The 19,638-nt window shown below is 52.4% G+C and carries 19 protein-coding genes; 16 read left to right on the plus strand and 3 right to left on the minus strand.

Going from position 1 to position 19,638, the window contains the following annotated elements:
• Positions 1-24 precede the first annotated feature (24 nt).
• The 7 genes from ACFQ3W_RS14190 (at position 25) to ACFQ3W_RS14220 (ending at position 7,056) form a co-directional block, all read left to right on the plus strand.
• Entirely contained in the window at positions 25-1,713 is a 1,689-nt protein-coding gene (locus ACFQ3W_RS14190; protein ID WP_379319887.1) for a two-component system sensor histidine kinase NtrB, read from the plus strand.
• Positions 1,714-1,857: 144 nt separating this feature from the next.
• Positions 1,858-2,292, plus strand: a complete 435-nt coding sequence (locus ACFQ3W_RS14195) for a BrxA/BrxB family bacilliredoxin (RefSeq protein WP_379319888.1) — start codon at positions 1,858-1,860, stop codon at positions 2,290-2,292.
• A 144-nt stretch (positions 2,293-2,436) separates the two neighbouring features.
• On the plus strand, positions 2,437-3,246 hold the full coding sequence (gene nadE, locus ACFQ3W_RS14200) for an ammonia-dependent NAD(+) synthetase (protein WP_379319889.1): 810 nt from the start codon (positions 2,437-2,439) through the stop codon (positions 3,244-3,246).
• A gap of 187 nt (positions 3,247-3,433) precedes the next feature.
• Entirely contained in the window at positions 3,434-4,069 is a 636-nt protein-coding gene (locus ACFQ3W_RS14205) for a YIP1 family protein (RefSeq protein ID WP_379319890.1), read from the plus strand.
• Positions 4,070-4,106: 37 nt separating this feature from the next.
• The gene (locus ACFQ3W_RS14210; RefSeq protein WP_379319891.1) at positions 4,107-5,174 is read left to right on the plus strand and encodes an efflux RND transporter periplasmic adaptor subunit; all 1,068 of its coding nucleotides are present in this window, start codon (positions 4,107-4,109) and stop codon (positions 5,172-5,174) included.
• A complete protein-coding gene (locus ACFQ3W_RS14215; protein WP_379319892.1) occupies positions 5,171-5,860 on the plus strand; it encodes an ABC transporter ATP-binding protein in 690 nt (229 codons plus the stop codon). The genes ACFQ3W_RS14210 and ACFQ3W_RS14215 overlap by 4 nt, the downstream gene beginning before the upstream one ends.
• Entirely contained in the window at positions 5,857-7,056 is a 1,200-nt protein-coding gene (locus tag ACFQ3W_RS14220; protein WP_379319893.1) for an ABC transporter permease, read from the plus strand. The genes ACFQ3W_RS14215 and ACFQ3W_RS14220 overlap by 4 nt, the downstream gene beginning before the upstream one ends.
• Positions 7,057-7,634: 578 nt before the next feature.
• Here ACFQ3W_RS14220 and ACFQ3W_RS14225 read toward each other — a convergent pair.
• On the minus strand, positions 7,635-8,498 hold the full coding sequence (locus tag ACFQ3W_RS14225; RefSeq protein WP_379319894.1) for an alpha/beta hydrolase family protein: 864 nt from the start codon (positions 8,496-8,498) through the stop codon (positions 7,635-7,637).
• 228 nt (positions 8,499-8,726) lie between these two features.
• Between ACFQ3W_RS14225 and acpS the strand changes: the two genes are divergently transcribed.
• From acpS to ACFQ3W_RS14270, 9 genes are all read left to right on the plus strand, one after another.
• Positions 8,727-9,113 (plus strand): holo-ACP synthase, encoded by a 387-nt coding sequence (acpS, locus tag ACFQ3W_RS14230; protein ID WP_379319895.1) that lies wholly within the window; start codon positions 8,727-8,729, stop codon positions 9,111-9,113.
• A gap of 25 nt (positions 9,114-9,138) precedes the next feature.
• Positions 9,139-10,356: an A/G-specific adenine glycosylase gene (gene mutY / locus ACFQ3W_RS14235; protein WP_379319896.1), complete on the plus strand. Its 1,218-nt coding sequence runs from the start codon at positions 9,139-9,141 to the stop codon at positions 10,354-10,356.
• 261 nt (positions 10,357-10,617) lie between these two features.
• Positions 10,618-11,505 carry an AraC family transcriptional regulator gene (locus ACFQ3W_RS14240; protein ID WP_379319897.1) on the plus strand — a complete coding sequence of 296 codons (888 nt, stop codon included), beginning with the start codon at positions 10,618-10,620 and terminating at the stop codon, positions 11,503-11,505.
• 346 nt (positions 11,506-11,851) lie between these two features.
• Positions 11,852-12,715, plus strand: a complete 864-nt coding sequence (locus ACFQ3W_RS14245; RefSeq protein ID WP_379319947.1) for an ABC transporter permease — start codon at positions 11,852-11,854, stop codon at positions 12,713-12,715.
• A gap of 36 nt (positions 12,716-12,751) precedes the next feature.
• Positions 12,752-13,645, plus strand: coding sequence for a carbohydrate ABC transporter permease (locus ACFQ3W_RS14250; protein ID WP_379319898.1), 894 nt, complete (start codon positions 12,752-12,754; stop codon positions 13,643-13,645).
• 58 nt (positions 13,646-13,703) lie between these two features.
• Complete coding sequence (locus ACFQ3W_RS14255; RefSeq protein WP_379319899.1) at positions 13,704-15,341, plus strand: extracellular solute-binding protein; 1,638 nt, start codon at positions 13,704-13,706, stop codon at positions 15,339-15,341.
• A gap of 11 nt (positions 15,342-15,352) precedes the next feature.
• Positions 15,353-16,324, plus strand: a complete 972-nt coding sequence (locus ACFQ3W_RS14260) for an N-acetylglucosamine kinase (RefSeq protein WP_379319900.1) — start codon at positions 15,353-15,355, stop codon at positions 16,322-16,324.
• A gap of 2 nt (positions 16,325-16,326) precedes the next feature.
• A complete protein-coding gene (locus ACFQ3W_RS14265; RefSeq protein WP_379319901.1) occupies positions 16,327-17,649 on the plus strand; it encodes a 6-phospho-beta-glucosidase in 1,323 nt (440 codons plus the stop codon).
• A 60-nt stretch (positions 17,650-17,709) separates the two neighbouring features.
• A complete protein-coding gene (locus ACFQ3W_RS14270; RefSeq protein ID WP_379319902.1) occupies positions 17,710-18,489 on the plus strand; it encodes a family 16 glycosylhydrolase in 780 nt (259 codons plus the stop codon).
• Positions 18,490-18,562: 73 nt separating this feature from the next.
• On the opposite strand, the gene ACFQ3W_RS14275 is transcribed toward ACFQ3W_RS14270, so the two are convergent.
• Positions 18,563-18,778, minus strand: coding sequence for a hypothetical protein (locus tag ACFQ3W_RS14275; RefSeq protein WP_379319903.1), 216 nt, complete (start codon positions 18,776-18,778; stop codon positions 18,563-18,565).
• A gap of 75 nt (positions 18,779-18,853) precedes the next feature.
• A complete protein-coding gene (locus tag ACFQ3W_RS14280; RefSeq protein WP_379319904.1) occupies positions 18,854-19,468 on the minus strand; it encodes a superoxide dismutase in 615 nt (204 codons plus the stop codon).
• Positions 19,469-19,638: the final 170 nt, after the last annotated feature.

Consider the following 19,638-nt stretch of genomic DNA (forward strand, 5'->3'; position numbering starts at 1 on the left):
TTCTTCCGCCAGAGGAGGGAGATTGTGGACGCCGTCAAAGAAATATTGTTACAGTTGTTGATTGCCAGCCTACCGGCATTTCTGTTTCCACTCTCCTATGAGAGAATGGGCTGTCAATTTCAGCAAAATGGCAACATCCATCAAAGACCAACCCATGTAGCCGGACTGACTTATACCTGCACACTCAGCACGCTGCTTTGCTCTATTTTTGCCTCACACTTTTGGAACGTCGTCCCCATTAATTTCGGAATACTACCTTTGTTCGCACTTGTACTCTATGGCAAGCTCTGGGATGGAGCCGTTCTTGCAATTTTACAAATTTTAATCTACCCCTTGTTTGCAGAAAACTACACACTTAGCGGATTTGTTTTGGAAACGGGCATGTTGCTGTATCCGTTCGTTTTTGCAACCTCCCAATTTTTCAAAAAAGCGAGTCGACAGGCAAAACTGATCACTCTGTCCCTTTTCTTTGTAAGCGGCGAGCTAATGATCGGGTCCTCGACCTTTTTGGTAGGGGGACAGGCACTGATTTCTGATTTAAACGCACTAATTGTTATAAGCATCAATGTCGTTGTCACCATGCTGGTCGGAGGCCTTTTCGTCTACATGATAGAGAATACGCTGGAGAAAGAAAAGCTTCGTCAGCAGGTTATGCAGCTCTCGCATGAATATTTGCAGGAGGCGGAGAAGCTGCAGCAGATGATGGACGCCGCTCCGCTTGGCATTATTTTACTGGATCCGCAAGGGTATATTATATCGGTAAACGACACGTTTCTTCAACTGTATCGAAAAGTCTACACGAACGCGACACGGGAAGAGTTGCTGGGGAGGAAGATGGATGATGCACTGAGCGGGGTGCCACTTGAAACGCTTGCCTCCAAGGTCGAGAAGACATTGGAAGGAAAATCAAAAACTACGGAGCTGTTGCAAAGCAGTGACCACATCTTTTTTACCAGCACGTCGCCAATTCAAAAGAGCGGGTCCGAAGAAATGATCGGAGCGATATTTATCGTTCAAGACATCACTGAGCTGGAAACGTTGCGCACGGAACTAAGTCATGTAGAACGGCTGAGTCTAGTCGGCCAAATGGCGGCGGGCATCACGCATGAAATTCGCAATCCGATGGCCGTGGTGCGTGGGTTTCTGCAGCTTATGCGAGAGAAGAGCCCGTCAAATCTTGACCATTATTATCGAATCGTCATGGAGGAGTTGGACCGGGCTAACGGCATTATTAACGATTTCCTGTCTCTGGCTCAGAACCGTCCGGTTGAAAGCGAGAAGTGCAGTTTGCACGATATTATTATGGAGTTGTCGCCTTTATTGTGGGCGGACGCTAATCTACGCGGACAGACGATTGAAATAAGACTCAGCGAGCTCGTTCCACCGCTACTCCTGAATGCGAAGGAGATCAAGCAGCTCATATTGAACCTTTCCCGCAATGCCATGGAGGCGATGGGGACGAAGGGGCAGCTCACTTTAGAAACGAGACTTACAGAATTTGGGGTGGAGCTGCTCGTAACTGATACGGGCCCGGGAATTTCCCCCAACCAGCAGGAGAAGCTGTTCGAACCATTCTATACAACGAAGGAGCAAGGAACCGGGCTCGGACTAGCCCTATGCCTCAGCATTGTAGAGCGCCATGGCGGGAAAATCAGCGTTCATTCGGAGCAGGGGAAAGGGACGTCGTTCACAGTTTTTTTCCCATTTACATAAGATTCGCCAGCCGGGGATGCAGGTAAATTCTCTATGTTTGAAAGTTGCTTTCCTTTCTTATGAATGTATAATTAATTATAATCTGGCTACAGGAACCAATTTACTGCTTCCGAGCCATTTAGTATGTAAAAGGAGTGTTAGAATATGTCAATGTCATTTGACCAATATATGAGAGACATGGTTCAGCCTATGAGAGACGAATTGACCGTGCTGGGAATTCAGGAGCTGCGGACACCGGAGGAAGTGGAGGAAAAGCTGCCTACTGCCAAAGGAACGGCTCTCGTTGTAATCAATTCGGTGTGTGGCTGTGCGGCAGGGCAATGTCGCCCTGGCGTTGCCAAGGCCTTGCAGCATGATTTGACTCCGGATCACCTGTTCACCGTATTTGCCGGTCAGGATAAGGAAGCAACGGCAAAAGCCCGTGAATATTTTGCACCATATCCGCCATCTTCACCGTCTATTGCTATTATGAAAGATGGGGAGCTGGTTCATTTCATCGAGCGCCATCAAATTGAGGACCGTTCTGCCGAAGAAATCGCAGCAGAGCTGACTAGCGCTTTCGACCGTCTTTGTCGCTAATTCTTTGTATGAAGGTTCGCTGATAACGAACTTGCGTTGCATCGCCCCGATAGTTCGGTTATCCCGGCACTGTAGGGGCGTTTTACATATCACATGAGGAAAAACCTCACTTATAATTGGAGAAGAGATACGGAGGGATAACTAATGAGTCTGCAGCAAGAAATTATTAAACGATTAGGCGTTAAGCCGAGCATCGACGTCGATGCAGAAATTCGTACCCGCGTTGATTTTTTGAAGGAGCATGTGAAGAACTCGCGTACGAGCGGATTGCTGATTGCCATCAGCGGTGGCATCGACAGCGCCGTAACCGCCGGTTTGTGCAAGAAGGCCACGGACGAGCTGACGCAGGAAACCGGTAAGGAGTACATCACGTTAGGCGTATTCCAACCCTATGCAGAGCAGGAGGACATTGAGCATAGTTATGAGGTAGCAAAGGCGTTTGGACTGACAAATACAGTGGAGACAAACATTCAGGAGGCCGTTGATGAAATCGCCCTGGAAGTGGAGCACGGTCTGAAAAAAATCGGCCAGCCCCGTCATCTGAGCCCTGGTGGCAAAGGAAATGTGAAGGCACGTACGCGGATGGTTATGCAGTACGCCCTATCTTTTGAATTGAACTTGCTGGTCGTTGGAACCGACCATGCTTCCGAAGCGATTACCGGCTTCTATACGAAGTGGGGGGACGGCGCAGTGGACATTACGCCGCTTAGCTCGCTGAACAAACGGCAAGTCCGTCAGTTGGCTGTCCGTCTCGGCGTACCGCAAAGCGTGATCGAAAAGGCGCCGACCGCCGGCTTGTGGGAAGGGCAAACGGACGAGAAGGAGCTCGGCATCAGTTACGACGATAACAGCGACTACCTGGAAGGAAAAGAAATCGATCCGGCCGTAAAGGAACGACTGGAAGCCTATTACCTGAAAACGGAGCATAAACGCAGCTCGATTCCAGGGATCTAAGCCGTCGTTGTTTAGAAGAAGGCCCATTTCTCAAAGTATAAACCTAGAGAGATGGGCCTTTTGTATAATGTGCGGTCAAGTCTAGAGCATCACGTGAATCTTTTCTCTACTTGTCCCGTATACATAATGAAACAACTTACATATTTTTTCAAAATTATTCTTTGAAAATTTTAAGGAGGATTTTCTGTTGAAGAACTTATTTACAATCTTCTTTTCACCCGAGGCTACATTTAAAAGGGTAAAAGAAAAAAGCAAAACAGCCTGGATCTTTCCTTCTGTGGCGCTGCTCATCATCTCGGTGGTCATGATGTATTTGCAAATGCCAGTGGTGGAAAAGGATATGATCAATAGATTGAAGAAGCAAAATATCGATCCGTCGATGATCGATACGACCCTCCAGATGTCCAAGGTTACCTCTTTGGTGGTTACCCCCCTAGTAACCGTAGGGATGTTATTTGTTGTAGGGCTGCTGCTGATGCTGCTCAATTTGATCGTACGTGGGGAAGCGAAATATATGCAGCTGGTCACCGTAGCTTCTTTTGGTGCGATACCTGGGATTTTGGGCGGACTGCTGACGGGAATTATGGTTCGGACGATGGACGTACAGTCCGCAACAGATATCACACTGAGCTTGGGAGCGCTGGTCTCGGATAAGTCCAGCCAGTTGTATCACATTTTATCGCTCCTCAATCCGTTCAGTATTTGGGGATTGGTTCTTTATGTACTTGGCGCCGCAGTGATGATGAACCGGCCGCGCAAAAAGGTAGCCGTGTGGATCGTTGGCGTCTGGCTTTTGTTCTCAATCGGTTCGCTACTGATGTAGCTTAATGCTGTTTTTTCATATAACACTAGGATAGGTGATGGATTTGTTCAAAAAAAAATGGTTTTGGGGTGTTTTGTTAGGACTTGCTATTATCGCTTTAGTTTTTGTCAATATGAATGGACTGAACAAGGCAGCCTTGGTTAGTACTGCTGAGGTTACGGAAGGCACTCTAGCCGAGCAGGTATTTACGAATGGTAAGCTCGTTCCGGGGGAGACAACGGCCGTCTTTTCGCCGGTAAATGGTGTCGTCAAATCGATGAAGGTGAAGCTTGGCGATCATGTCAAAAAGGGACAAACCTTGCTGGCGTTGAATATGGATGACGTTAAGGAGCAGATCGAGAAGGAACAGATCAATATGCAGCTTACGGAGTCGGAGCGTATGGTGGCCAAAAAGCAGAATTTTGAAAACTTTAAAAAGGTGCACAGCGAAAATCCAGATGCCGTGCCTGAGAAGCTTGATTTGACCTCTTACGATTTGCGAATTCGCACCAGTCAGATCACGATCACTGCCTTGGAGAAGCAGCTCAACAAACAAACGGTTGAGTCACCTGCCGATGGTGTCGTAACGAAGATTTCCGCGAATGCTGGACAGGCGCTAGCTCAGGGCGGTGAAGTCGTAACGATTGTGGATATGAGTACGCTCAAGGTCAAGGCGAACTTGAATGAAGTGGATGCAGGTAAAGTGAATGTAGGGATGACCGCAACGATTACCGGTGATTCTTTTGAGGACAAGTATAGCGGGAAAGTCACTTATATGGCTCCTACGGCGGAGCTGGCTACGGCCACGGCGAAGGATCCAACTGTTGAGATTACGGTTACCCTCGATAAGGCGTCGCCGGAGCTTCGTCCAGGTTACAACGTGACGGTGGAAATGGTTATCCCCGATAAGCAGCGGCTGCTTGTACCGACTGAAGCGGTGCAATATGACGGGGACCAACCTTTTGTGTATAAAGTAGAAAACGGTAAAGCCGTTAAAGTGAAGGTCAAGATTGGGAAAGAGGGCGACGAGCAAATCGAGCTTACCAGCGGTGTGGATAAAGGCGATCACCTTGTGACGGATGGGGCTGATAAGCTTCAGGACGGCGCTAAGGTGAAGACGGAATGATTACTTTACGGGATATTACCAAGGTGTACAAAAATGGCCCTCTTGAAGTGCAAGCTCTCCATCCGCTCAATCTGCAGGTTGAAAAGGGAGAATTCGTGGCAATTATGGGCTCGTCCGGCTCCGGTAAATCAACGCTTATGAACATTATCGGCTGCCTGGATGTACCTTCGTCCGGCAGCTATGAGTTGGATGGGCAGCAGGTTCAGACGTTGAACGAGGATGAGCTGTCCAAGGTTCGCAACCAGAAGATCGGCTTTGTGTTTCAGAGTTTCAATTTGCTCGCTCGCCAGACGGTCCTTCAGAACGTGACCCTGCCTATGATGTACGCGGGTATTCCCCGGGAAAAACGGAACGAGCGGGCGCTCGACCTGCTTGATAAGGTAGGGCTGGGTGAACGGATCAAGCATCGCCCTAACGAGCTTTCCGGCGGCCAGAAGCAGCGGGTAGCTATTGCCCGTGCTCTAACGATGAATGCACCGATTTTGCTTGCCGACGAACCGACAGGGAACCTGGATACGAAGTCCTCTGTAGAAATTATGGCGTTGTTTCAAGAAATTCATGCCGAGGGAACAACGATTGTGCTTGTTACCCATGAACCGGATATTGCGGAGTATGCCGACCGCGTCATCACCTTCGGCGACGGGCATGTCCTGAATGACAAGCGTAAAGGAAGTGGGCTGTCATGAGCATTTGGGAGAGCATTCTTGTCGCGCTCGACAACCTGCGGATGAACAAGCTCCGCTCCTTCCTGACGATGATCGGAATCGTATTCGGCGTTGCCGCCGTGGTGACGGTTGTTTCGATCGGCCAGGCGGGTCAGAGCTCGATTATATCTACCGTATCCACCTATAAAGACGGTTACTTTGTCGTTTATCCAAACTACAATGAAGGCGAACCTACAGTTGATACCGATATAAGGCTGCGCGATCTATCGGAAATTCGTAAGCTGCCGGGCGTACGCTATGTCACTTCTTCCATGTCGTATGGAATGACGAACAAATACCGGAAGGAGACCTTGCGCTTCAGCGTGACCGGTACAACCGCCGAGATGGTGAAAATGCAGAAGATCGACATGGCTGCCGGGCGTTTTTTCTCCACCCAGGAGGAGAGGTCCCGCCAAAAGGTTATGGTAGTTGATACGAAATACGCGGAAAAAGTGTTCGGATCAACCAAAGGGGCCGTCGGCAGAAGACTGGTCCTTTCGGGGGGGACGTACCGGATTATCGGTGTCTACAAACCGCAAGAGAGTATCTTGAGCGGTATGGGCGGCCCGCAGTATACCGGATATGCTCCAATCACATGTATGCCCGAGGATGATAACGGGAACAGCGACCGATTAGGATCGGTGGAAGTGATTGCTTCCTCGCCGGACCGGATGGATGAGACGATTAAGGAGATCAAGAAGTGGCTTGCGGATAACAAAAACGCAGACCCAACCGATTATGCGTCGCAAACGGCAAAAGAGGCTGAACAGCAGGTAGCGAGTACGTTTTCTATCCTGCAAACGATCATCGGCTCTATTGCCGGGATTTCGCTCCTGGTAGGCGGCATTGGAGTTATGAATATCATGCTCGTCTCCGTGACCGAACGAACAAGAGAAATCGGGATTCGCAAGGCGATCGGGGCGACACCGGGGACAATTATGCTGCAGTTTATGATCGAGGCAGTCATCCTGTCGTTTATCGGCGGGACGCTCGGCGCTCTGCTGGGGCTGCTGGCGGCTTACGTCTTTGCCCTCATATCGGGCTGGCCTTTCGTCGTTTCCTTATGGGCGATTCTCCTTGCCTTTGGTTTCTCAGCCGCCGTCGGCATATTCTTCGGACTATATCCGGCGAACAAGGCTTCCAAGCTGCATCCAATCGAAGCGCTGCGTTACGAATAAAAGCACACCCCGAACCGGATTCGAATATCCGGATCGGGGTGTTTGTTGTTGGAGCTGTGAGTCAATGCCGCGGGCGTACGCTCGCTCCGTGATGCGTGTGGCAGCGCCCCGTGGTGCACGTGGCAGCCGCTTTGTGATCGCGAGACCCATCTCTATGATCCACATCAGTGTTACCAGCCTTCAGACTATATTGCTTCATTCGATGCTTGTCAGTTACGATAGTGTGCCGATAGCACAGCGACTAACTGCATTTTATACAACTAATCTGCTCCGTTTTTACGCATCGGAAGAAATAAATGTATAATGTACATCTAAATGGGGGGAATTGGTGAATATCCCGGGTGGTTGGCGCTTTTAGATGCACTTTTTACAATTAAATTGCATTTGGAGGCTGAAACAGGCTAAATAGCTGTATTAAATACATTTAAATGTTGCAACTCTACTATGGACCATTGCGTATTCATCACCATGTATCGCTTTCTATTCTTAACTCGGTTTGCGGTCGGTTGGACAGGGATATAGATATCCATCTGTTTGCCCTCTTCTCGCATTCCCCGATCATCATAGGTGCTTCTTGACTATTCTTGCTTATCCCGGTTCTTCGATGGTTCGCAACCTGCCTTGGAGATTTGAGCAGAAATAAAGGCTAGACTAGCCTGAAGCGCTTGCTCCAGTTGCGGGGTTGTACCCTTGAAGGGATGAACCGCGCAAAAGGTATGATTGCCGCCGGGAATCTGCACCCAGTCTACATCCGGTCTCAGGCTGATCAGCTTGGCCGAGCCTTGGCGCAGGTGGGATCCGTCATCGGAGCCTTGAATCAAAATGAGAGGGAATTTCGGGCTATTCTCCAGGCGCTTAAGGATATCGTAGCGATCCTTCTGCCGCTCCAAATCCTCGAGAATAACGGCATCCAGCGGCATCTGCTGGTTCGTCCGGCCGTTCAGGACGTAGCTGCGGCCTTTTGCACGTATTTCTTCTTTTTGCTTTGCTGTAAAAAGATCAAGATTGGTTACTCCGTTCCAGGAAATAACCCCGTTCACCTCGCCCGGATGGTCCAGCGCATAAACGAGACAGTCACCAGCACCCCGGCTGTGTCCGATTAAAAATAACGGCAGCTCACGGAATCGCTCCTCCCTGCGGAGGTACTGGATTAATGCATCCAGGTCGGCCAGCTCGCGGTCGTAAGTGTTTACGGCGAACTTTTCGAGCTCGGTGAATTCAAAAGGATCTTCGCCAATCCCGTTATGCGAAAAGTTGAAGGTGATTACCTCGTGCTTCTGGCTAAGCTGCTCGGCGGCATAGGGGAACATGCCCCAATCCTTGAAGCCCTTATAACCGTGAGCGATGATGATCAGACTGGCAGCAGGGTTTTGCTGAGCCGAGAAATGGGTGCAGCGCAGCAGCACTCCACTCTCAAGTAGTATTTGAAAATCAGTTGGCATATATCATCATCCTTTCAGACTTAGTTACGCTTGTTGGTATTATCATAAGTATAGCACAGGAAAATCCAGTAGCTGGAAAAGGGTTGACTCTATCTCCAACCATCTCCACCTTGGCAGGACTCGCTTCACCTTCACTTCCCTGTTACAATGTGATTGGCGGTTATGTGGCTGCCACGGCTGCCTTAGTATTCATTAGAGTTCCGTGTAAAAAGAAAGAAGGAGATGGCGTTGATTTACGGAATCGGGCATGACATCGTGGAGATCGAGCGGATCAGCCGACTGCTGGGCGGAGACACCGGCGACAAGCTGATGCGGCGTATTTTAACGCCCGCTGAGTGGGAACTGCCGGGAAGAACAGCAAGGCCGGCGGAGTTTCTGGCGGGGCGCTTTGCAGCCAAGGAGGCTGTGAGCAAAGCGTTTGGCTGTGGAATTGGCCGCATTCTCGGATTTTCCGATATGGAGATTGTGCCGGATGCAAACGGCAAGCCGTCGGTTCGGTTATCGGGGGAAGCGTGGCAACGGCTCGGCATACTGGAGCCTAAGCATTATGCCATCCATCTTAGCATTACACACGAGCGACAATTGGCCTCCGCTTTTGCGGTGGTGGAACGATAGTTTATTTGGATAAAAGGAGATCAAGATGCAGGATAGCAAGGAGCTCTGGCAGAGCAAGCTTTTTTTCAGTACGGAGCTGCTTCAGTGGTATGAACGCTCCAAGAGGGACCTGCCTTGGCGCAGGCACCGCGACCCTTATTATATTTGGATTTCGGAAATTATGCTGCAGCAGACGCGTGTCGATACAGTGATTCCTTATTTTCAACGGTTTATCGAGCGGTTCCCGACGATTCAGGATTTGGCCGAGGCACCGGAGGAAGACGTGCTGAAATGCTGGGAGGGGCTCGGGTATTATTCAAGAGCCCGCAACCTGCAGGCGGCAGCGCGCCAGGTCGTTGAGCGGCATGGCGGCGCCGTGCCGGACAACAAGGCGGAGGTCGCCGCCTTGAAGGGGGTCGGCCCGTACACGACAGGGGCGATCATGAGCATTGCCTTTAACCGCCCCGAGCCGGCGGTCGACGGCAATGTCATGCGGGTGTTGTCGCGGTATTTTCTGATTGAGGAAGATATCATGAAGACCGCGACACGCACCCTCATGGAGGAGCTGGCGACAGAGCTGATCCCCGAAGGGCGGGCCTCCGATTTCAATCAGGCGCTGATGGAGCTGGGTGCATTGGTATGCACCCCAAAATCCCCGCAATGCCTGATTTGCCCGGTCATGGCCCGCTGCGCCGGGCGGCTTGAGGGCGCGGAGGAGCGGTTGCCGGTGAAGAGCAAGGCTAAGCCGCCGCGGCCGGAGTACCGGCTCGTCGCCCTCGTTGAGGGCGACGGAGAGAACGCCGGGCGCGTGCTGGTGCGCCGGCGCCCGGACACGGGGCTGCTCGCACGAATGTGGGAGCTGCCCCACATCCCGGCCGACGCCGCCCCTGGCGAAGGCGCCGGGCTGCCGGACGGTCCGGCGATGGATCGCCTGACCGCGGCGCTCGTCGAAGCCGGGCCCGGCGTGATGGCCCGGCCGGTAGGGCCTTTCCTGAACGCGGAGCACACGTTCAGTCACATCCACTGGAATCTCCGCGTGTTCCGGTTTAGCGCGGAGAATGCCCCGGCGGCGAAGGGCGGAGGCGCCGTTCTCGCCGCCGTCGCCGAATCCGCCGCGGCCTATGACGCGGGGAGCGGCGCAGCCTCGACGTCTGCCGCTGAGCCGCTCGTAGAGTACCGCTGGATTACTAGAGAAGATATGGACAGCCTGGCGTTTCCGAACGTCTTTTTACGGATATTGAACCGGCATTTTGAGGAAGCATAAGCGAAAACGCCGAAACCGCACTTGGGTATCGTACCTGGGTGCGGTTTTTTTAGTCCGTTTGCGGAGGCAATATCATCTGTATACCCGTCTTGTTTCTTTAATGGTATATTTATACATAGCCTCAACTTCCTTAGATCCGGCGTCGGATCTTGAATTCAGCCGGCCAAAGCGTTATGAAAAGCGCACATCGGAAGAATACGCTTCGGGTACAGAAATGCCGATTTTTTGAACTCGCACTATAAGTAAAGGAGTGATCGAATCGTGAAATTGGCCGGAGCGGGAGAAGCTATCCCCAGAGAAAAAGTTGTGCTGGACAAAAGGTACCCTTTTTTCATCGCGGAAACGATCGGAGTCAATGCCCACTACCAGAAGCTGCATTGGCATGACGTGTTGGAGATCAACTACATCAAATCCGGCTGCGGACACTATATCATCAACGGCAAAACGTTCGAATTCCGGCAAGGGGACATCCTTTTGATCAATTCCAACGATTTGCACTGCGCGTATGAATTGCGGGACCTGGTCATTCTGGTCATCGAATTCGATATGTCCTGGTTCGCGGGCAGTCTCCGGTACGACCCCGAAATCCTCGCCCCCTTCAAAGATATGGGCATCCGCTTCACCAATCTCCTGAACAGGAATTCGCCGTATATCGACGAGCTGCGCACCCTGCTTGAATCCATGCAGGAGGAACATGAACGGGAGCAGCGTTCCTATGTTTCCATGGTCCACGCCTCGCTGCTGCGCTTCCTGTCCTGCGTGAACCGCCACTTTCGCTCGGACGAGGCAAGCAGGTCCAGGGCGGAAATCGGTTCTATGCAGTTGGAAAAGATGCGCCGGGTCATCCACGCCATGGAGGAAAGGTTAGCCCATCCCTGGACCTTGGAGGAACTGGCCTCGTCCGCTTATCTCAGCCCGTCCCGCTTCAGCGATATTTTTCGCCGGGCCGTCGGCACACCCCCGCTGGAATACCTCATCCAACTGCGTTTGGAACAGGCGCTAATGCTGCTGGAAACGTCGCCGCTGAAAATCAGTGACATCGCCATGGAATGCGGTTTTCGCAGCCTGTCCAACTTCAACCATTTATTTCGGAAGCATTTCGGTATGTCTCCCAAACACGCCCGAATTCGCAACAAATCAAATCCTTGATCCCACCCTGTTCGTTTTGCACAATTCCATGAAAGTAACATGAATGTTACACGAAAAGTTTCAAAAAGAACAATTTTTCTTAAAATTTTAAATTTACAGTAAAATATCGTCAGTTTTCAGACGTTTAACGGGAGAAATTCCCTGTATAAGCCTATAAAATAATTGGCAAATGGCAGATAACCTTACGCAGTCGTAACAATTCGGCCGCGTAGGAGCTGTAAAGGGGGGAACGCCGCTGCAAACAGGCATTCGCAGGGAACGAAAAGGAGTGAAGAACCTCGGTCGCAAATCCGAATCCAAACCCAAGCTATTCACAAAGCTTTCCAGACAGTGGGATGTTCAGCTGATGGTCGTGCCGGCGCTGTTATTTATCGTCGTATTCAGTTACATCCCGATGTACGGAGTGCTGATGGCTTTCCAGGACTACAGCATTTTCCAAGGCTTTCTGAAAAGTCCCTGGGTTGGCTTCAAGCATTTCGAAATGTTTTTCCAGGCCCCCGAATTTTGGAGCATCATCCGAAACACACTGGTTATCAGCCTGCTGAAGCTGGCGGTGGGGTTCCCTGCTCCGATCCTTTTGGCGTTGATGCTGAATGAGGTAAGAAATCGGACGTTCAAGCGAACCGTCCAAACGATCAGCTATTTGCCGCACTTCATTTCTTGGGTCATCGTCTCCGGGTTCGTCACTTCGCTCCTGTCCACCGACAACGGTAGTTTGAACTTGGCGCTGCAAGAGCTTAACCTGATCGGCGATCCCATCAATTTTTTATCGATTCCGGAGTATTTCTGGACCATCCTGGTGACGACAGGGGTTTGGAAGGAGATCGGCTTTTCCTCTATTGTCTATCTGGCCGCCATCGCCGGCGTTGATCCTCAGCTTTACGAAGCGGCGGCCATGGACGGCGCAAGCCGACTGCGGCAAATGTTTTTCATCACCCTGCCTTCGATCATGCCGGTCATCATCGTGTTTATGATTTTGAACATCGGCAATCTGCTGAACGCAGGATTCGAAGACATTTTATTGCTTGGTTCCAATCCGGTCCTGCGGGACGTGGCGGACGTAATCGATACCTACGTGTACCGCGTGGGGATTCAGAACACCAGATACTCTTACGCTACCGCCGTCGGACTGTTTAAGGGCGTGCTCAGCGTAGCGCTGCTCGCCGCCGCCAATTATGCGGCTCGCCGGTCCGGAAACAGCTTATGGTAGCTCTCGTATTCCGTATATTGAAGAGAGGGAAGACATATGAAGCTGACTTTGGGTGACAAAACGCTTTCCACGGTTATTTACGCCTTGCTGATCGTGCTGGGTTTCGCCGCATTTTACCCGTTCTGGAACGCGGCCGTCATTTCCTTCAACAGCGGAAGCGATACCATGCGCGGCGGCATCACCTTTTGGCCGCGCGCGTTCACCTTGGAGAACTATGCCGTCGTCTTCAGGGACGAACGGCTGGTGGGCGGGTTCGCGGTATCCGTGCTGAGAACGGCCGTTGGCACGCTGTTGTCCATTTTAGCCATGGCCATTTTTGCTTACGGCATGACCAAAAGCTGGCTTGTGGGGCGGAAATTTTACATGGTTGTCTGCATCGTCACGATGTTTTTCAGCGGCGGCCTGATTCCCACCTACTTGCTGATTCGCGAATTGAGGATGATTGACACGTTTTGGGTGATGGTCATTCCCGGACTGATCAGCGTGTGGAACATGATCATTTTCCGTACCTTTTTCAAAGGGATGCCAGCGGGGCTGGAGGAGTCCGCCCGCATCGACGGCTGTTCGAATTGGGGGGTGTTCTTCCGGATCATCCTGCCTCTTTCCGGGCCGGTGCTTGCGACCTTGTCCCTGTTTACCGCCGTGTACCATTGGAACGACTGGTTTACTCCCAGCATTTATATCTCCAACGTTGATCTGCTGCCGATTCAAACCAAACTGCAGCAGATTCTGAATTCGAACATCATGATGGAGCAGATGTCCCAGATGGACTCCACAGCTGCGAGCCATTTGAACCGGATGAAGACGGTGACGACCAAATCGCTGTCCATGGCGACGATGATGGTAGCTACGGTGCCGATTTTATGTGTGTATCCGTTCGTGCAGAAGTATTTTGTGAAAGGCGTCATGATCGGATCTTTAAAGGAGTAGCCCTTGGGTTTGAAAGGGTCACGACGGCTAGTTCCGAGAAAAAAAGGGGGGGTCCTGCATGGTGCATTGGAGAAAAAACAAGATATTCGTTTTGTTCGCCCTATTGGCGATTGCGCTCGGTTTGACCGCGTGTTCCGGCGGCAGCGGGCAAGCCACCAAGGGGAACAAAGGGCAGACGCAGGCAGAAACGGAGCTCGGGGAGGGGGTGATAAAGCCGCTGACCTTCACCTTCTACGGCCACTACGACTGGTATACGATGCCGAATTGGGGGGAGGACCCGGCGACAAGGTGGATCAAGGAGAACAAGCAGGTTACCGTGGAGCCGATCAGCTCCGGCGGCAACGCCAAGCAGAAGCTCAGCACGATGATCGTCTCCGGCGAACTGCCGGATGTCATTTGGCTGGAGCGTGGTGCGGACGTGGAGAAGCTGCGCGCGGCGGGCATGCTCGTACCGTTCGATGACTACCTGGATAAATATCCGAACCTGAAAAAATGGGCGGGTGAATCGACCTTAGGCATGCTGCGTTCGCCGGACGGGAAGTTGTATCAGTTCCCGAACTGGTACACGACGCAGCCCAACGGCAATGCCGGGTATCTCGTGAACAAAAAGATTTATAACGAGCTTGGCACGCCGCCGCTGGAGACTACCGATGATCTGTACGCCTACCTGAAAACGGTCAAGGAGAAGTATCCCGACATCGTGCCGTTTGAGGCCGGCCAGGGGGCTGCGGGGGTGGAAATCCTGACGACGGCGTTTGGAGAAAACCATCCGGCTACGTTCAATGCGATGATGGCGGTGCCTTCCGGGAACGAGCTCACGTCTATTTTTACCGATCCCGTCTACCGCGAAGGCATCCGGTTCGCCAACAAGCTGTACCGTGAAGGGCTGATGACGCAGGACGCGTTTACGCAAAAGCTGGAGCAAGTCGAGCAGAAGGTGCGGAACGGGCAAATCGCCGTATACGCGGCTTCCAGCCCGACGGAATATGGGGCGATCGGCAACGCGCTGCTGTCGGCCGAAGATCCGGAAGCCGGTTACATCATGGTCTGGCCGATCCACAAAGAAGGTCTCGACAAGAACAAAATTTTTCCCGGAGATTATAAGCAGCAAGGGTGGAACGTCAACGTCATCACCCGCTCCGCTAAGGATCCCGAGGCGATCTTCGCTTTCCTGGACTGGATGACCGGGCCGGAAGGGCAACGGATTACCATGTGGGGCCCGGAAGGGCTTTATTGGGAGGGAACGGACGAGGAGGAGGCGCCGCTATTTACGGAAAAATTCACCACGGATACGAAGGGGCGCGACGAGTTGATGAACTCCACGGTAAACTTCCAATGGGTCGGCAATACGGTGTATGTCGACAACTCCAAAATGAAATTCGAATCCACGCTTCCTCCGGAAAAGCAAAACTGGGAGTCGAGATGGCAATCGGAAATCACGTGGAAGACGCAGTACAACACGACGGAATTCACGAACCTTGACCCGGCGGGAGACAACGATGAAGGGATCGTGGCGCAAAGCGTGCTGGATATTTACACCAAGGCGATGGCAACTGCGGTGATGAACGGGAAATCGGAAGCGGAAGTCGATGCCATCCTGGACCAGGCAGAAGCCGATGCGCAGAAGGCAGGCTATGCCAAACTGCTGAAATATAAGACGGAGCGATGGCAGGAAAACCTGCGTAAGCTGAAATAGGAGAGAACGCTTTGAACTATTTTTTGGGAGTAGACGGCGGAGGCAGCAAAACCTTGGCTGTTGTTACGGATGAACATGGGCAAATTTTGGGGCGGGGCCTCGGTGGGTGCGGAAACCATCAGGTGCAGGAGGAACTGGCCCGGCGAAGCATCCTTGAGGCTACAAGCGAAGCGCTGGAGCAAGCTGGCCTGACCCGCCGGCAGATAAGGTATGCCATGTTCGGACTGGCGGGGGCGGACCGGGAAGCCGATTTTCGCGTGCTTCGTCCGATGATCGCCGGCCTGGGATTCCCGGCTCACGGCATTGTTTGCGATACGGAAATCGGACTGCGGGCGGGCACGCGGCAGACGGACGGAGTCGTCCTGGTCTGCGGCAGCGGCACGAACTGCTACGGTGTTAACCGGCTGGGGGAATCGCTGCAATGCGGTGGATTCGGCTATATGTTCGGCGACTTCGGCGGCGGTGGAGAGCTTGCTGTGGAGGTATTTCGGACCGTGATCCGGGCCTGGGAGGGAAGGGAGAGGCCGACTCTCCTTACCGAGGCAGTGCTGCAAACGTTAGGTTACCCTTCCGTGGAACGCCTGTTCCACGACTATCTGGACCGCGGCGCAGGGGCTCCGATCCACCTGACGAAGCTGTTGTTTCAGGTGGCGGACCGGGATGAGGCGGCCCGGCGGATCTTGCAGCGGCAGGGGGAAGAGCTCGGGCTGGCGGCCACGACCGTGATCCGCAAGCTGGATATGGCTGAGGACCGCTTTGACCTCGTGCTGGTCGGCAGCGTGTTGACTCGCGCCGATCACCGATTCGTTACCCCTTATATCGAAGAAAGCGTGAAGCCGGTAGCTCCCGCATGCCATCTGCGCCTACTCACGATAGAGCCGGCAGCCGGCGCGATCCTGCTGGCAATGGAGAAATCCGGCCGTCCGGTCGGCGAATCTGTATACGAACGGCTGGAGTCGGGGTTATCGGTAAAGGAGGCCTGAGCATGAAACAGGAACTGAAAATCGCGGTGATCGGCGGAGGCTCGTCGTATACGCCGGAGTTGATCGAAGGATTTATTCAAAATTACGCAACCCTGCCCGTAACCGAAATCGTGCTGGTGGATATCTCGGAGGGCTTGCGCAAGCTAACCATTGTTGGGCAGCTTGCCGAGCGTATGATCGCGGCATCGGGCTTGCCAATCAAGCTAAAGATGACGATGGACCGCCGTTCCGCCCTGGAAGGCGCAGCGTTCGTTACGACGCAAATGCGGGTAGGCCTATTGGAAGCTAGGGCACGGGACGAAGCCATTCCTTTGAAGTACGGCATGATCGGCCAGGAAACGACGGGACCGGGCGGCATGATGAAAGCTTTGCGCACGATCCCTGTCCTGCTGGACATCTGCCGGGATATGGAGGAGCTGTGTCCCGATGCCTGGCTGCTTAATTTCACCAACCCGGCAGGGATGGTAACGGAAGCGATTAACAAGCATTCCCGCATCAGCGCCATCGGGCTATGCAACTCGCCGATCGCCGCTTACAAATGGCTTTCATCCTTGTATAACGTGCCGGTGGAACGCATCTATTGCGAATTTGTCGGTTTGAATCATCTGCATTGGATCAGCCGGGTCACAATTGACGGCGAATCCAAACTGGAGGAGCTGCTGGACAACCGGGAAGGATACTCCGCGCGCAACGTTCCGCAGTTCGCCTGGAACGGCCTCCTCTTGCAGACGCTGAGAGCCATTCCTTCGTATTACCTGAAATACTTCTACCTGCAGCGCGAAATGCTGGATGAACAGCTGAAGGCGGCTTCTCGCGGGGAAACCCGGGCCGAGACAGTGCAGCGGCTGGAGAGCGAGCTGTTCGAAATTTACCAGGATCCCGAGCTGAAAGAAAAACCCAAGCAGCTTGAGCAACGCGGAGGGGCTTACTACTCCGAGGCGGCCGTCAACCTGATGAATTCGCTGTACAATAATTCGGGCGATATCCAGACGCTAAACGTGGCCAATCGGGGTACACTTGATTTTTTGCCGGACGATGCCTGCATCGAAGTAAACTGCCGGGTCACGAGCGAAGGACCGGTGATCCAGCCGGTGATCGTCGTGCCTGAGGCGGTCAAAGGTCTGATCGGCTCCGTCAAAACCTATGAGCGGCTGGCCATCGAAGCGGCCGTCACTGGCGACCGGGGATTGGCGCTGCTGGCCTTGGCACATCATCCACTGACAAGTTCCGTCGGTGCGGCCGAGGACATGTTGACGGAAATGCTGGAGCAAAACAGGCAATATCTCCCGCGATTTTTTGCGGAAATCCATAAGCTTTCGAAGTAAGTTTTGCAGTGATGCCATTCTTTGTAGCTTGGCTCACAAAACTTTGAGGAGGGATGATATATGAAAAAGCTCGAATTTTTTCGGAAAATACGCCGCGGCTTGGGCGCGGGCCTGATTTGCTGCCTCTTGCTGTCGGCGGTTCCGGCATCGGCGGCGAACGGGTTCCTCGAGCCGCTGAACGCTTTGAATTCGGGAATGTTTTATGCCTCGGACGGTTGGGAGAACGGCCCGGATTTCGGCGTAGGCTGGCGGGCGAACAACATTGAATTCAACAACGGGATCATGGCCCTCCGCCTGGATAAGACGGGCTGCCCAAGCCAATGCTCCGGCGAGCCGTACGCCTCCGGGGAGTACGCGACGATCGGGGAGGATTACGGCTACGGGCGCATCGAAGCGCGGATGAAGGTGGCGAAAGGAACGGGACTCGTTACTTCATTATTCACTTATTATGATCATAATCCGGATCCGGACATTGCTGAGAATGACGAGATCGATATCGAAATTCTCGGGAAGGATCCGACGAAATTGGAGACTAATTATTATACGGCCGGCGTTGGAGAACACAGCACGGTCATAAATCTCGGCTTCGACGCTTCGCTGGGCTTCCACGACTATGCTTTCGAATGGTCACCGACCGAGATCAAATGGTACGTCGACGGCAATTTGGTCCATACCGAAAACGGGTCCCGGGGGCAGCTGCCCACCCATCCGGGAAGTATTATGGTAAATTTCTGGGCCGGAGCGAACGACGCTGCCAAGTATTGGACGGGGAAATTCGTTTATCCGGGATCGCCGGTTCGGGCTTACTACGATTGGATCAAATATACGCCGGCGAATTAACGGAAATCATGCTGACCATTTCCTGATGTAAAGCAAAACAAGAGGCCGTACCCTTAAGGGCGGCCTCTTTGCTTTATTCCATGATCCGATTTTCCGTCGTCTTCATATGGTTTTGCGTATCCGGTTCCCGGTGCTGCTCACCGGACACCTGTCCTTTGTCAATCGGGGCGTTTCCGCTAATTTGATGGGCAAAATTGGTGAACTGCGCTTTATGCGCATCTTCCCCATGTTTTGCCTGCAGCATTTCCTGCGGATCATTCGTTAGCTTGTGCGATTTGTTTCCAGGCATGGAATTCCTCCTTACTAAACGGTGTACCATAGTATTTCCCGCTCATTGCCAGGCCATCCAGCGCACGCGCAATCGTTATTTCACCGCTGTTTCATAGCGGCGATTCACTTCGTTCCAGTTGACGATATGCCAGAATGCTGCGATATAATCAGCGCGTTTATTTTGATATTTCAAATAATAGGCGTGTTCCCATACGTCGATGCATAGGAGCGGCGTTAGCCCCTCCGAAAGCGGGCTGTCCTGATTGGCTGTACTGGTTACGGCTAATTTGCCATCCTTTCCGACCACAAGCCAAGCCCAGCCGCTGCCAAAACGAGTGGTAGCCGCTTTGGTGAAAGCTTCCTTGAGTTTGTCGAATCCGCCCAAATCTTTGTCGATGGCTGCTGCAACCGCACCGATTGGGGCACCGCCGCTTTTAGGTCCGATTACCTTCCAGAACAGGCTGTGGTTAGCATGTCCACCACCGTTATTGCGAATGGCTGTCCGAATTTTTTCCGGAATACTGTCCAAGTGGGTAATTAACTCTTCTGCGGTTTTATTTTGCAGCTCCGGAGCTTGCTCCAGTGCGGCTTTCAAGTTAGTAAAATAAGTGTTATGGTGGCGATCATGGTGGATCGTCATCGTTTGTTCATCAATGTAAGGCTCGAGGGCATTTGCAGGATAAGGTAGTGGCGCTAATTCGTGTTCCATGATAATTAAACCTCCCGATAAATTTTAGTACTCACTTCTCATATAAACCATTAGGGAGCCTATGGAATCAAAATTGCGCTGAAATCATTGAAATGTAAACATTTCGTAAAATCTAAGATTTTATTTACAAACGTGAAACAATCCTATTTTTGGGATTGTGTTATAATAAA

It is taken from the genome of Paenibacillus puldeungensis (assembly GCF_042678945.1).
GTDB classification, from domain to species: domain Bacteria; phylum Bacillota; class Bacilli; order Paenibacillales; family Paenibacillaceae; genus Fontibacillus; species Fontibacillus puldeungensis.